Origin of the sequence: Lentzea roselyniae (assembly GCF_039537795.1) — a bacterium.
Lineage (GTDB): Bacteria > Actinomycetota > Actinomycetes > Mycobacteriales > Pseudonocardiaceae > Lentzea > Lentzea atacamensis.
On sequence record NZ_BAABBE010000071.1, the window covers coordinates 1 to 13,725 of the forward strand.

The following is a 13,725-nucleotide window of genomic DNA, read 5'->3' on the forward strand; positions in this document are numbered from 1 at the left end:
TTGGTTTCATCGACGAGTACCGCCAGGTCTACGGCGTCGAGTCGATCTGTGATGTGCTCACCGAGCACGGAATCCAGATCGCGCCCAGGACCTACCGCAAGGCCCGCCGCCGGCCACCCTCGGCCCGTGATGTCACCGATGCCTATCTGGAGAACGCCCTGCGCGAGCTGCGGGGCAAGCCAGAGCAGATGTACGGGCGCCGCAAGATGACCCGCTATCCAACTGCGTTCCGAGAACGCACGGTTGCTGCGGTTGCTGGAGCTCACTCCGAAGCAGGCAGCGCCACCCGGTCCCGCACAGACCGGCTTCTTCGAAGCGCACCCCGGCCCGGTCGACCGGCAGTCGGCTCAGGAGGTGAAGGGGGACTTCTTCGCTGCCCTGTTCGCCGCCCGGACCGACCTTTATGCCACCCGGTGGGAGAACACCCAAACCGGCAAGGCCGGATGGCTACCGGCGGTGCGAGGCGGGTGGCGCAAGGGCGTGCGGTACAAGAACCCGGACCACCTGCCGCTCGACAAGGACGTTCTACGCGCCCACCTGACCGGTGCCACGCACGTCGGGTTGTACCCGCTGCTGGAGGGTGACCTGTGCGCTGGTGGCTGGCGGCCGACTTCGATGGACAGGCGGCGATGCTCGATGCCTTGGCGTATCTGAAGGCCGCCCGGACGTGGTCGGTGCCCGCGGCGCTGGAGGTGTCGCGTTCGGGCGTCGGCGCGCACGCGTGGGTGTTCTTCGCCGCGCCCGTGCCCGCCGAGACCGCCCAACAGAATGATCTTGCCGATACTTTGATCTTGTCGGGTTGGTTCTGAGATCGCCGCCGGGACCTCCGGCCTCGACGCCCCGATGGCCGTGGCGGCGCTGGCCCACTGCCGCGGTGAAGCGTTCGCCTCCAAGGGCGGCGGTGCCGGCGACGCCGACGATCTCGTCGGGGCCGGCCTACTTGGCCAACCAACTCGGCGTGCTCGGCCGCCTCAGAGGTTCCTCTCTGAGCTCGGTCGCGGCGATCCGGCGCCGCTCGTCTTTGGCACAGGTGCTCGACAGCCCAGCTCGCGGGCAACCGCCCCAGCAGGCACGTGCGTATTGGGGAACAGATTCCGTCGCCTGGGCGCCCGACGGTGGCGTGGCGCGAGGATCGGGTCAGGTTCTGCGCGCCCCGAACCAGTACGGGTTCCGTGTGGCGGAACGCAACCTTCCCGGCGTTCAGCTATGTGGTTGCATCTTGAGCTATGGATTCCACAGTGGACCTCGGAGACCCTGCGGCATACGTCAAGGCGCCGCCTTTCGAGCTGTGGTACAGGATGCGCGCGGACGCACCCGTCCAGCACAGCACGCCGGCCCGTCTCGGAATCGAGTTCTGGTCTGTCACCGGTTACCACGAGATGCGGTCCGTACTCAACGATGGCGAGACGTTCGGCTCCCGGTACGGCGCCTTTCTCGGCTTCGCCCCCCAGGCTCGGGATCCAGCCTGGCAACGCATGCTCGTGGTGACCGACGGACCGCGCCAGTGGGTGTGAAGAAGGCGCCTCGGTCGGTGGCTGGTCAGCCGTTGAGTTCGCGCGGGCGGCGTGGCGACAGGAAAACGGTGTGGATGCCGTTCCGCGTTGATGAGTTCGACGATCTGCCCGACAACCTGAGCTACGTGACCTGGGATGGCTCAGCAGAGCTGCCAGAAGACCCCGCGCTGGCGAACTTCTACGTGCACCCACTCGTGCAGGACGTCTCCGTCATCAGACGGCCGTTGAGCCAAATGACCGGTCTGACCGTCATGCAGGCGCTCAGCTCGGGAATCGATCACCTCGTTCCACTCCTGCAGCGGCGAGCGCATCACGTCGTCCTGTGCAGCGCAGGCGGTGTGCACAGCGAAAGCACCGCTGAACTGGCGCTGACGCTCATCCTCGCCTCGCTGAGGGGTCTCCCCGGCTTCGTGCGGCAACAGACCGAGGGCAGGTGGGCTCAGGCGATCGGCAGGAGCTTGTTCGGCGCATCTGTCCTGATCATTGGTTACGGGGCTGTGGGGGCCGCCGTCGACCGCCTGCTGGCGCCGTTCGGTTGTACCGTGACAAGGGTCGGACGAACCAGGCGCATGTCTTTACGCGGTGAAGTGCAGGCCCATTCACGGCTTCCTGTATTGGTACCGTCGGCGGACGTCATCGTCGTGGCCACAGCTGCCACCGACGCGACGCGCAACCTGGTCGACGCACGCTTTTTGGCACGCATGAAAGATGGCGCGCTTCTGGTCAACATGTCGCGAGGCTCGGTTGTCGACTCGTCCGCTGTGGTCGCCGCGCTACGCGCAGGACGGATCATGGCAGCGCTAGACGTGACGGATCCCGAACCTCTGCCGGCCGACGACATTCTGTGGCGGGCGCCAGGCTCGTTGATCACGCCTCACGTCGGTGCCTTCACCAGCACGCTCAGGTCGCGACTGACGGGCCTGGTCCAGCAGCAGATCTGGCGGTTCGCGTTGAACAGGCCTCTGCACCACGTCGTGCAGTACCCGGAAGGGCCTATCAGTCGATCGAACTGCGCTCTGACGAACGACCTCGACCAGAAACGAGAATGACGATGCCTGCACAGTCAGTGTCGCTGCAAGGAGCCGCAGCACCGCTCGCAGGACCAGCCTGTGAGCCGATGATTGCAGCGGCCCGATCGTTGATACCTCTGCTCGCGTCGGAATCATCCGAGGCCGAACAGCAGCGTCGCATCACCCTGCCCAGTCTCCATGCCATCCGCGAGGCCGGTCTGCTCAGGCTGGGTACACCAGTCGCCTGGGGTGGGCATGGTGCGAGCGTCCGAATGGTGACCGAGGTGTGCATCGAGCTCGCACGCGGGTGCGCAGCGAGCTCGTGGATCGTTGGTATCGCGTACGGGGGCTGCCTGTTCGCTGGCCAGTTGGATGATCGAATCCGGAGGATCCTATGGGCGGAGAACCCGGATGCGATCGTGTGCGGAACGGCGAATCCCTCCGGAATTGTGACGCGAACGACGCGGGGATTTACCATCGAGGGCACCTGGTCCTGGATGTCGGGGGTCCATCACGCGGACTGGGCATTGCTCGGGATCCAATGGACCGATGAAATGTCCGGGCCACGGCGCGGAATGGCACTCGTGTCCACCCGTGAACTCAAGGTGATCGACACCTGGCGCGTCGCAGGTATGCGAGGAACAGGCAGTGATACCGTAGCGACGAACGGGCTGCACGTTGCCGACGAGTGGGTGGTCTCGCTCGACGCGATGGCCGATGGCGAGTACCGGTCGAGGCATCCAGACGAGCCTCGCGTGACATTCCACCTGTCGATCAACTTGCCGTTGGTCGGGACCTGTGTGGGCATCGCCGTTTCAGTGCTCGAGACGGTGATCGCCGCCGCAATCGGTGGAAAACGCGCTGCATCACCTCTCTACACCTCACTCGCAGAAGCACCCGCACATCAGATCAACGTTGCGCGAGCGGCGGTGATGATCGACACTGCTCGGCTGCATCTTGCTCGTGCAGCGGACGAAGTAGACGCCCACGCACGTGCTGGCGGCAGGCCGGACAAGAGCAGCCGTGCACGTCTGAGAATGGACGCAAGTCACGCGGTTCATTGCTCCCGCGACGCGGTGAGCTTGTTGCTCGACACGGGTGGTGCGGGAAGCTTCGCCGACGGCACGGTCCTGCAACGGGCATGGCGAGACCTCGAGACAGCGTCGCGGCATGCCGCTTTCAGCTTGCAGACCAGCAGCGAAATCTACGGTCGGGTACTGCTCGGGCGCTCGCTTCCGACCGGTCCTGTTCTGTGAGCGAGAGGTTGGCCGTGCAACCACAAGGAACCTTGCTCGCACAGCCTGCGGTTACCAGAACCGACCGCGTAGCGCTCGTCACTGGAGCAGGCCGCGGCCTGGGTGCCGCGATCGCCTCGACCATGCATCGATCAGGGCTGCGTGTGGCCTTGCTGGATCGAGACGAACTTCTGGTACGCGCGAATGCGTGCGCTCTGGATCAGGCTGCGTCGACCGCGATCGCCGTCCGGGCCGATGTTCAGGACGTCGATGAACTGCAGGAGGCGCTCGAGCTGGTGAGTTCGATCTGGCATCCACCCGACATACTGGTCAACAACGCCGCTTGGACAGCGACGGGGTCTATCTGGGACATTCCTCTGGACGAGTGGGACGGTGTACTGGCGACCAACTTGCGCAGCGTTTTCGTACTGAGCAGGTTGTGTGCTGTCCACATGAGAGCTCAAAGGTGGGGACGCATTGTGAACTTGGGTTCTCTCGCGGGACAGCAGGGAGGCACTGTCGCCGGTGCGCACTATTCCGCGGCGAAAGCTGGCGTTCTCGCGCTGACGAAGGTATTCGCGCGAGAACTCGCTGGCTCCGGCGTTACCGTCAACGCTGTTGCTCCGGCTGCGATCCGCACCCCGGCGATCGACGACGTTCCAGCTGAGGCACTGGCAGAGATGACTGCTGCGATTCCATTAGGGCGCCTCGGAATCGCCGATGAAGTGGCGGCCCTCGTGGCATATCTGGCCGGGGACGCTGCTGAATTCATCACCGGAGCGACTTTCGACATCAACGGTGGTCTGTTCATGCGTTGACCACGATGGCGGCCAGCCAGCCCTCGTTGCTTCGAGGTACTGACGCAATGGCCGGCGGCGTTGGAGGCGTCGCCAGCAGATGATCGAGCAAGCGAGGCTGAGGAAGGCTTCTTGGATGTCATCACAGATCAGCCGGCGGAGCCGGCCTGTGTGGCTACAGCGGCATCGAGTTCGGGCTCCCGCTAGTGTCCTGTGTCGTTTGTTCGTGTCCAGGCGTAGGGGGTTCGGCGGCATGCCGAACCCCCTACGCTGCCTGAGTTGGTGCTGTTCGACGACGAGGCGAGCATGTTGCGAGCCTGGACGCGGCACCGGAAACAGCACAGGCACAGGCGTTGCGCCGCGCGGATCGTGTTGCGGTGCGCCGAAGGCGGCTCGGACAGCGAGATTGCAGCGGAGCTGGAGATCCAACGGGCGACAGCGGCGAAATGGCGGTCACGGTTCGTGCCCGACCGGCTGGACGGATTGCTTGGCGAGCCGCGTGCCGGCGGCCGCGCACGATCACCGACGACCGGATCGAGGCAGTGATCACCGCGACGCTGGAGTCGGCCCCCGTCAACGCCACGCACTGGTCTACCCGGTCAGCGGTGTCTTTTCCGCACCAGGCTTGATGGAGACCATCAAGCCTGGATGATGCGGACTGATGGATGGGCCCCACCGAAGAAGTACCCAGACGAGCTGCGTGAACGGGCGACCAGTATGCCCGTGGAGGCCTGTCGGACCCGGCGACCGCGACCGGTGCGATCAAGCGGATCGCCGAGCAGCTCGGGATCCATCCCGAGGCGCTGCGGACCCCGGTCAAGCGCGAGGAGATCGACGCCGGGGAACCGGCCGGGCACCCTGTCCACGTTCAGCCAGGACGACCTCGACACCATCGCCGCGAAACTCAACAACCGACCCCGCAAGTGCCTGGGATTCCGCACGCCGGCCGAGAGTGTTGCCTTGACCGGTTGAATCTAAGGCCGGTTTCTTCGCGGCGGAGCTGGACCGTCCGTCCCGATGACGATCGCGTTCGTCGACTCCCAGCGGGAGGAACACGGTGTCCAGCCGGTCCTGCAGGCGCTCGCGCAGACGCTCGCCGACATCGCGCCGTCGACGCACTACGCGGCCGCTCCCGCCCGGAATCGGCCCGTGCGGCACGCGACCGGGAGCTGACCGGGACGATCAGCCGTGCTCGCTGCACACCAGGTGACGGCACTTGTCGTGGTCGTAGCCATGGCCGGCGCACAGCGCCTCGACGAAGCCGGGGAAGGGCGGGCCACTTGAAACGCCCTGACCAGCGGGTTTGAGGGGGCGTACTCGATCTACGATTCGACGCTGTGGACGCCGTGATTCCACGCTCACACTCCCTCGTCAGGTGGAACGCCTGTCTTGGGTTCTGGTGTGGGCGTGCATGTGGAGCTGGTCAGGGCGGGAGACGAGGGTGGCGGTCGGGCGAACGGTTTGGTGTGGAAGGTGGTGGAGGTTCCAATGCTTGGTGATGGAGGCCAGTGCGAGGGTTGTTTCGATGATGCCGAAGGTGTCGCCGATGCATTTGCGGGCTCCTCCGCCGAAGGCGATACCGGCGTCGCGGGGAGGCTGGGAGATCCACCGGTCGGGGTCGAAGGTCTGGTGGGTGGGGTCGTGGTCTTCGAGGTGTTGGATGAGGTATGGGCTGTAGATGATGGTGGTGCCTTTCGGGAGGGTGTACGGGCCGAGCCTCGTGTCGGTGGTCGTGGCCCGGGTGAGGAGCCAGCTGGGGGTGTGCAGGCGGATGGTTTCGGCGATGATCCTGCCGGTGAGGTCGAGGTGGGGCAGGTCTCGGTGAGTCGCTGGGTGGTCGGCCAGGACGGTGTCGACTTCGGTGTTGAGCCGCGCCTGGATGTCGGGGTGGCGGCCGAGTTCGTGCAGTGCCCACGACAGGATGGCGGCGGCGACCTCGATTCCGGCTATGAGGAAAGCCATGATGGTGTCGGTGATCTCGGTGTCGGTCAGTGCGTCGCCCGTTTCCGGGTCGGTGGCCGTCATGAGTGCTGAAAGCAGGTCGCCGTGATCGTGGGTGCTGCTCCGTCGTTCAGTGATGATCTGCATGGCGGCTTGCCGGAGCCTGAAGCGTGTGGCCCGGTAGGTGCGGTTGATGGGCAGGGGTAGGCGGTCCAGGGGCGGCCACATGAGCAAGTGGCTGGTCACGGTGTCCAGGAGGCCTCTGACGTCGCCGTGCATCTGGTCCAGCTTCGTGGCGGAGAGGCTTTCGGAGAACAGCGTGGCCAGCGTGATCTTGGTGATGAGTTTCCCCATCTCGGCGGGAACGTCCAGGACCTGCCCATCGTGCCAGGCAGCTGCGACGTCTGCGGCTTGAGTGACCATGACGTCTGCGTAGGAGGGCAGACGGGAAGGGTGGAAGGCGGGTTGGACCAGCCTTCGCTGCCTTCGGTGAGATGCCCGTGGGCAGGTGCCCAGGTTGTTGCCGAGCGCGTCGCGCATGTGCTCCCAGAGGCGATCAGTCTTGTCGAAGGTGCGGTCGTCTCGCAGTACTTGGCGGGTCAGTTCCGGGGTACAGACGACAACGGCTTTCAGGGGGCCTGCTTTGATTCGCACGAGGTCGCCGTGCGCGGGGAGGGATCCGAGGAACGCCAGTTGATCACGTAGCAGCCGCAGGCTGTGGCCGATGATCGGCCACGCGCCAGGGGCTAGCGGAATCCTCGTCTGCCCGGTGGGTTTAATGGTCATATCCGTGCTCCGGTTTCGCAAAAGCGGCGTGTGTGGTTTTTCGGGGGGTGATGTCGGATGAGCGGTGCTCGGCTGCGAGTGCGATGCCTCAGCTCAGTCGCCGCCGCCCGCTCCGGATGTCATGGCCGCTCTGGCGACCGTGCCGGCTGGGATCGCCGCATGGTTCTTTAGGTTCACGTAGTACGCCGTACAGGATTCGTGGGCTCAGCAAGGCTGTCGGAGGTCTGATCGCGTGAAAAACCTGCGCGAAGATGAGGTGGGCGTTCGCGTTGTGAAGGATCAGGCGGTAGAGCCGGTTCTTGTACCTGCCTGCGACTTGGGCGTGGAGGGACGGTTGCTGTCCGGCGATGTGTGCGGCCCAGACGCGGTCGTCTATGGTTGCCATCATCCAGGGATTGAATGCGATGCGGTGCAGGCCCCGCTGAACTTTGCGGGACATCCCGGATAGGTCGCGGCTGCGGCGGAGTTCACGGTCGAGGCGGAGCGCGGACTTGGCCGCCACGGTGATGCCCTGCCCGTAGGCCGGGTTGAACGTGCAATAGGCATCGCCGAGACAGATGAATCCGTCCGGCCAATGACGCATGCGGTGCAGTTCTCGGCGACGGTTCTCGGTCCGGGAGAACCGGTGGATGGGCGAGACTGGTTGTGAGGCGCTGACGACTTTTTCAAGTTCGGGGTTGCCCACGCTCATAAGGAACTCATCGAATCCGTGCTCGCCTGCAGCAGGCGCGTATCCCGCGAGGCCGAGCAGGGTGACCAGCAGCCTGCCGTCCTCAACCCGGACTGCGTAGGCACCGCGCGGTCGATTGGGCAAGCATACGGGTTGATAGAGGACCGACCAGTTGGTGTCAGGGCCCTGGTAGAACCGCGAAGCGTAGACCATCTGGGGATCGACGACCGTCTCCGCGGGGCGCGGATAGCCGATGCCCTCCAGCCAATCCGCCACCCTGGAGAACCGGCCCGAACAGTCTACGACCAGGTCCGCTTCGAGCCGGACGACCTTTCCGTCGCCGTGCCGAACGGCGTCGACACCCCGGACGCTTCCGCCGGACTGGTCGGCGAACAGCCGGTCGGCCGTCACCCCGTACTCGAACCGGATGGACGGAAGATCGGCAACCCGCCGCCGGACAACCGCCTCTAGGAACCCGCGGCTGAAGGTCTGGACATTGAGACCGACGGCCCGGACGGGGGGTTGCCCGTCCGGCAGATAGAACCGGGCCCCCTCACCGTGGTCAAAGGTTTGAGCGCCGCCGGCGCTCAGTTCGGACCGCAACCCGGCGAAGACCTTCTCGAGGGAGTCCGCTCCGCCGACGAGCAGGCCGTGCACATGCCAGCCTTGTGGCACTCCTTTGCGAGGCGCCGCTTCGGCAGGTGGGCTGTCGCGCTCCAGGACGGTGACTTCGCGGAAATGCCGGGTGAGCACCGCCGCGGTGATCAGTCCCGCCAGTCCGCTCCCGATCACGACCGCGCGTTCCCAGCGAGGTGGCTTGGAATTCTCGACGTTGCCGTCCATGCCCGGTATTTCTCCTTCCATGTATTCGGGGCACTCACAACCTTGAAATTGCGCGACTCCGAGCGCAGGTCTATGCGCCGAGGGCAGGGCCAGCAGGAGCCGCCAGCAGCTCTGGTAGGTGAGGAGGCCGGAGTCTGCCGTCCGCCGGAGGAACCAAAGGGCGCCAGCCGAGGTGAACGTCAGGCCCCAGACGGTGCTTGTCGGGTGGCCGATGCTTGAACAAGGAGGAAGTCTCGGAGGCAGAGGCAGGCCGGGTAAGCGACGAGTCCTATGACGAGGATGGCTCTGGTCTGTCCGGTTCCGAGGAGCATGGGGAGGGTACGACGGCTAGGCCGCAGTGTCGCGGAGGTCTTGGCTAGCAGGATTCAGGGGCGTCTCGGTGCGTTCTCTATTCTTGGGATGTCGTGGTGACGATGTCGTCTAGGCATCCCATCGTGCCGAGAAAAGCGATCGACTCGCTCGCATAGCGTTCGCTGATCGCACACCAGTCGTAGCTGGCGCGCATGGCGGCGCGCATGGCGCCGATCAGCCTGTATCCGGCGACACGATCGGTGATCGCAATGTGTAGATCATCGCAAACTCCCGGTATCAGGGCTTCTAGCTGCAGAAATCGATTTGTCCATCCCCGGACCATGGCAACGGTTTCAGCCAATGCCTCCGTCCGGCTGCAGGTCCGTTGCCGCTGCAAGACAAGGACAAGATTGTGCGGATCGCCTCGGGTCTCTTCCTTCTTCAGGCCCAGCAGATCGTTGACAACGCTGGCGACCAGCACTGTCAGGCGGTACATCTCCTGGAAGGCAGGGCTCTGGTAGACGGGCTCGGGAACCTCGTAGCGACCGACCCGCTCGGCAGCGTCCAGGAGGACATACATGATGCCCGTCTTGTCTCGCAGTTCGAGGTACTCGGCTGTGTCGGGGATATGGTCGCGGCGGCGGTTGTCGGCCTCGGTGACGAACGACCGCAGGTACTCACACCAGTTGCGGGCTGCTCGTGCGCGCCAACGAGCCGTCATTCCCTCCTGCTCCCGAGCCCACAGGTCCTCCAGAGCCTGGACGGCGGCCGGCGCCGATGCTTGGCGGCCAACGTCACGGGGATCGAATACCTTGATCAGCTCCGCTACGACGCGCATCGCCTGATCGGGCCTCCGGCCCAAAGGACCGTCGAATTGGTCGTCGAGGAGCATCAGCCAGGCCAGCAGGTCCGTTCCCAGCTGTAGATCAGAAGCGGAAGCGTCGGGGAACCAGCGGGCCGGCAGCTCCGCGGGGCGCCACGAAACGAAGTGGTCAACAGCCTCGCAGCTCCGAAGCAGGCCGAACTCGGTGATCCAGGAGAGAAGCTGAGAACTCGCTTGGGCCAGATGCTGGTTGATCTGAGGAGCGAACGGAATATCGAACTCGACCCGGCCCTGCCATGGCTCCTCACGGGGGAAGCCAGCGGAGGTGGTCATGGGGCCACCGCTCACGCTGACACTCTCGGCTGCATTCTCTCCCGCCAGCCCGTTTTTTTCTTTATGACCATCGTTTACGAAGAAATCCTGCATTTCTGCGGGTTTCCTTTCTAAGGCGTTTGGCGACGGCGTTGAGAATGCGCAGGTTGGCATGGTGACTGACGAGGTGGTCGATCTGGTCGGTGATCCAGCCGATGCCTCGTGCGGCCGCGCGCTTCCGGCTCACCGGAGCCCCAGCGGGATACTTGCCGATCCGATGCAGTTCCTTTGCCCTGGTTGGCGGTGATCCGAGCACCCAGGGGTCTCAGAGGATGTTGGCGAGCGCGATGAGCACCATGCACACCACGAAGCATCCGCTGGCGAAGGCCAGCAGAATCGGCCGTGGTGTGTGCCGCAAGTCCATGAAGACGTAGCCGACGAGGAAAACTTTGATGAAAGTGACGATCAGGATCACGGCCGTGAGCCACCGGCCGGTTCCGAGGCCGTGGTACCTGCCAAGCCACCACCCCAGCAGGGTGAGTGCCATGAGCGTCACCCACGCCCCAACGATGGGTACCCTGGCCACATGGACCCCGTCGCCGGTGCGCCTGTCCGTGTCGAATGCGGACATTGGTTCCCTCCTCAGATCAGATAGAACAGCGCAAACAGGACCAGCCAAAGCAGGTCGACCAGATGCCAGTAGTTCGCCCCGCTCTCGACGAACCTCTGGTCCGTTCGCATTCGCTCCAGCCGTGCCGGATCGGTGTCCGTTGGGACAGGCTTGATCCGGCCAGCGCGGTGCCACTGAAAGCACAGGACGACCACCCCAACGATCACGTGCGCCAGGTGGAAGCCGGTGAGCACGTAATACAACTGGAAGAAGAAGTCGTCCTGGGGGGTTCGCCCGGCGCTGACCTTCGCGGACCACTCGAATCCCTTGTTGACGGTGAACGCCGTGCCGCAGACTCCGGCGGCTGCCAAGAGCCATCGACCTGCATGCGTTCGCGCCTGCCGGATGGATTGAACGGCCAGCGCTACAAACAGGGACGCACTGAGCAGCAGGACGGTGTTGACCACGCCGAACGTCATGCTCAGTTCCGCGTTTCCGTGCGCGAAAACGGCGGGATCCTGACCACGTTCGTAAATGGCCGTGATGAAGAATCCCGTGAATACCACCATGTCGCAAAACAGGAATCCCCAGAATCCGTAGCCCCCGGTCGCGTCGCCCTTGCCCAGGTCGCCTCTGACGCGGTGGTCCACCTGCGGTCGTTGGACACTCGTGGCCGGCGTGTTGCTCATGAGAACCGGGTTCCTTCCACTTGGCTGAGAGTGCGGTCTCTCGCGGAGGAGGGCGCTGCTGCGAGCTCGTGCTGTTCAAAAGTAGCCGCGCGGCATTCCCATTCCTGCTGCAGTGCCTCTTGGCGGGCGATCGCCCTGAAGGCGAGAATGGTCATCACAATGCCCCACGCGCAGAATTCATTCAGCGGCAGCCACAGCACCAGCAGCCCGTTGTAAGCTACGGGGCCAGCGTCGAAGAAGATCATGAGCATGGGCGGGAAAAACGACAGATTCAAGGCGAGCGTCATGTATGCGGACCACCGCGGATAGACTTGTTGCTCAGGCGGGTTCCACAGGATGCCCAGGGCTAGCCACACCCCCCAAATGATGAACGGTGGGGCCGTGAAGAGGAACATGAACCAGCCCATGTCCCAAATCGTCTGGGTGATCTCCGGGGAGATCTCACCCGCGCGGTAGGACGCGACGGCCCAGCACAACGTCGCGAGTACGAAGAGGGCCACCCCGGCCCCCAGCATGATGGCCTGGAGAAGGTACAGCACCGGATACCGATTCTCGGGCTCCCGTGTCCAGAACGTCAGCCCCGCCGCCCACATTCCCCAAAGGGTCCCGCCAACGATCATCAGGACACATCCGGCCTGGAGCCTTACCTTGTGGTCGACCATCCAGGCCGTCAGCCGCTCGGCTGACCAGTCCGGAGTGGGGACCGGAAAGAACCCCGCAAGAGGGATGAAGCCGACGAGGAATACGATCGCCGTCGCAAGGCCTGCCCACAGGCAGACACGGTGAGCCAGGGGCGTCATATCGATCTATTCCTTTCCTCCTGGAATTATTGCCTGTGCAGACATCACCATCGGGTCCAGAAGATTCTCACTCGGGTACCGGAGTTACTTGATTCAGGAGGCGTTTCCCTCTGGCGACCATGTCGCCGTGGTGCCGGTCCGGAGCACTGCTGCCGTCGCGCATGCCGGAGCGGCATCGGAGTTTGTAGTGTTGGCGCGTTTGCTCGGTGACGTGTTCGGTTTCAGAAAAGCCGTGGGTGAGGCCATCTTCGGCGAACCCGGAGGCGGGCTGGTCCGGTCAGAAACGAGGGACGCGGAGAGTGTTCATGTGTTGTCCCTCACTATGCCGGTGCCCAGGACGGCTGCGGAAGTACAGAGTCAACATGTGCAAAATGTTCTGCCCGTTTTTCCATGTCTTCACAGCAATTGATCAACCGATGCGCTCTGGCTGTTCGGCACGCGGTGGCGTAACGCACCATCGACTCCTTGTTCTGCAGGCCGAGATCAGACGCACAGGTCGATATTCCACGCCAACCGGAAGCTCCTGCGCACCATCGACACCAACTGCCCGCCGGTCGTCATCCTCGCCAACCTCAGCGCACAAACCCCGGCGATCAAGACCTGGCTGCTCAAGCATCCGCAGTTCCACCTGCAGTTCACTCCAACCAGTCAAGCTGGCTCAACCTCTTCGAACACTTCTTCGCCGAGATCAGCGTGAGCTGCCGAGCCGGAGCGCCCACTGCTCGATCACCGCCGTGAAAAGAGACATCCGCGAGCGGATCAAGCAATGGAACGCCGAGCCCGAGCCCTACGTCTGGACCTGCACCGCCAACCAGATCCTCGAGTCACTCGCACGCTTTGCAGGCGAATTCCGGCGCAGGACACTAATGAGGCCTCGCCTCGGACCGCCGAGCGGTGTGGCTGGGCTGGTGCGCTCACTGTGGTTGAGCGCATGCTTGGTGGCGTAGTCGTGGTCGCGGAGGTGTGCCACGAGCGCGCGTGTGGTGACAATCAATGACATTCTCGCCGGTCAGACCGTGCTGGACATCGAGTGTCTGGACCGGATCTATCCGAACCTGTACGTGCCGACGTTGCAGGTCGGCGGTCAGGTGATGCTGTTCTTGTGGCATCGCGGGTTTCCGATCATCTCCCCGGCCTACGTGGGACAGATCGGGCAGCGCAGCGCGTTGCGTAACCAGACTCGGGCGCGAGGCGGCCTCGCCGTTGTTTTTCAGGATGTGACGACTGCCTAGGTAAAGATCGCTGCCCACATCACGCCACCAAGACGGGCCAGCGTCCGCTAGATGACTGATTCCGTGAAGTTCGGGTGAAGTCGGCCCGGTGCCGGGGCATGGGAGGAGGGTGTTCAAGATCAATGTGTGACGAAAGACCTGAACACCCTCCTTACCGCACTGTACGTGCTGG

16 protein-coding genes and 1 pseudogene are annotated in these 13,725 nt (G+C 64.1%); 10 read left to right on the forward strand and 7 right to left on the reverse strand.

What is annotated here, in order from left to right; translation table 11 throughout:
• Positions 1-266 (reverse strand): hypothetical protein (locus ABFX45_RS44770; protein WP_346137202.1); only part of this gene is annotated, 266 nt, incomplete at its 3' end.
• Between ABFX45_RS44770 and ABFX45_RS44775 the strand changes: the two genes are divergently transcribed.
• The 9 genes and pseudogenes from ABFX45_RS44775 (at position 253) to ABFX45_RS44815 (ending at position 5,729) form a co-directional block, all read left to right on the forward strand.
• Positions 253-654: a TOTE conflict system archaeo-eukaryotic primase domain-containing protein gene (locus ABFX45_RS44775; RefSeq protein ID WP_346137203.1), complete on the forward strand. Its 402-nt coding sequence runs from the start codon at positions 253-255 to the stop codon at positions 652-654. The two genes, ABFX45_RS44770 and ABFX45_RS44775, sit on opposite strands and share 14 nt — an antisense overlap.
• On the forward strand, positions 642-809 hold the full coding sequence (locus ABFX45_RS44780) for a TOTE conflict system archaeo-eukaryotic primase domain-containing protein (RefSeq protein ID WP_346137204.1): 168 nt from the start codon (positions 642-644) through the stop codon (positions 807-809). Before ABFX45_RS44775 ends, ABFX45_RS44780 begins: the two co-directional genes overlap by 13 nt.
• A gap of 429 nt (positions 810-1,238) precedes the next feature.
• The gene (locus ABFX45_RS44785; protein ID WP_109642955.1) at positions 1,239-1,514 is read left to right on the forward strand and encodes a hypothetical protein; all 276 of its coding nucleotides are present in this window, start codon (positions 1,239-1,241) and stop codon (positions 1,512-1,514) included.
• Positions 1,505-2,563, forward strand: a complete 1,059-nt coding sequence (locus tag ABFX45_RS44790; protein WP_211337802.1) for a 2-hydroxyacid dehydrogenase — start codon at positions 1,505-1,507, stop codon at positions 2,561-2,563. The genes ABFX45_RS44785 and ABFX45_RS44790 overlap by 10 nt, the downstream gene beginning before the upstream one ends.
• Positions 2,564-2,631: 68 nt before the next feature.
• Positions 2,632-3,780 carry an acyl-CoA dehydrogenase family protein gene (locus ABFX45_RS44795; RefSeq protein WP_346137205.1) on the forward strand — a complete coding sequence of 383 codons (1,149 nt, stop codon included), beginning with the start codon at positions 2,632-2,634 and terminating at the stop codon, positions 3,778-3,780.
• A 14-nt stretch (positions 3,781-3,794) separates the two neighbouring features.
• A complete protein-coding gene (locus ABFX45_RS44800; protein WP_346137214.1) occupies positions 3,795-4,577 on the forward strand; it encodes an SDR family oxidoreductase in 783 nt (260 codons plus the stop codon).
• Positions 4,578-4,838: 261 nt separating this feature from the next.
• Positions 4,839-5,102 carry a helix-turn-helix domain-containing protein gene (locus ABFX45_RS44805; RefSeq protein ID WP_346137215.1) on the forward strand — a complete coding sequence of 88 codons (264 nt, stop codon included), beginning with the start codon at positions 4,839-4,841 and terminating at the stop codon, positions 5,100-5,102.
• A 312-nt stretch (positions 5,103-5,414) separates the two neighbouring features.
• Positions 5,415-5,528: pseudogene (locus tag ABFX45_RS44810) on the forward strand (IS30 family transposase); the annotation flags it as partial.
• A 45-nt stretch (positions 5,529-5,573) separates the two neighbouring features.
• Positions 5,574-5,729, forward strand: a complete 156-nt coding sequence (locus ABFX45_RS44815; RefSeq protein WP_346137206.1) for a hypothetical protein — start codon at positions 5,574-5,576, stop codon at positions 5,727-5,729.
• Positions 5,730-5,927: 198 nt separating this feature from the next.
• Here ABFX45_RS44815 and ABFX45_RS44820 read toward each other — a convergent pair whose 3' ends face one another.
• The 6 genes from ABFX45_RS44820 to ABFX45_RS44845 form a co-directional block, all read right to left on the reverse strand.
• Positions 5,928-7,283, reverse strand: coding sequence for a cytochrome P450 (locus tag ABFX45_RS44820; protein ID WP_346137207.1), 1,356 nt, complete (start codon positions 7,281-7,283; stop codon positions 5,928-5,930).
• A gap of 88 nt (positions 7,284-7,371) precedes the next feature.
• Positions 7,372-8,796: an FAD-dependent oxidoreductase gene (locus ABFX45_RS44825; protein WP_346137208.1), complete on the reverse strand. Its 1,425-nt coding sequence runs from the start codon at positions 8,794-8,796 to the stop codon at positions 7,372-7,374.
• A gap of 388 nt (positions 8,797-9,184) precedes the next feature.
• The gene (locus ABFX45_RS44830) at positions 9,185-10,336 is read right to left on the reverse strand and encodes a terpene synthase family protein (RefSeq protein WP_346137209.1); all 1,152 of its coding nucleotides are present in this window, start codon (positions 10,334-10,336) and stop codon (positions 9,185-9,187) included.
• Between the two features lie 211 nt (positions 10,337-10,547).
• Entirely contained in the window at positions 10,548-10,853 is a 306-nt protein-coding gene (locus ABFX45_RS44835; RefSeq protein WP_346137210.1) for a cytochrome C oxidase subunit IV family protein, read from the reverse strand.
• Positions 10,854-10,864: 11 nt separating this feature from the next.
• Positions 10,865-11,521 carry a cytochrome c oxidase subunit 3 gene (locus ABFX45_RS44840; RefSeq protein ID WP_346137211.1) on the reverse strand — a complete coding sequence of 219 codons (657 nt, stop codon included), beginning with the start codon at positions 11,519-11,521 and terminating at the stop codon, positions 10,865-10,867.
• Positions 11,518-12,321 (reverse strand): hypothetical protein, encoded by an 804-nt coding sequence (locus ABFX45_RS44845; RefSeq protein WP_346137212.1) that lies wholly within the window; start codon positions 12,319-12,321, stop codon positions 11,518-11,520. Before ABFX45_RS44845 ends, ABFX45_RS44840 begins: the two co-directional genes overlap by 4 nt.
• 983 nt (positions 12,322-13,304) lie before the next feature.
• Here ABFX45_RS44845 and ABFX45_RS44850 point away from each other — a divergent pair.
• Positions 13,305-13,553, forward strand: coding sequence for a hypothetical protein (locus tag ABFX45_RS44850; protein WP_346137213.1), 249 nt, complete (start codon positions 13,305-13,307; stop codon positions 13,551-13,553).
• Positions 13,554-13,725 lie beyond the last annotated feature (172 nt).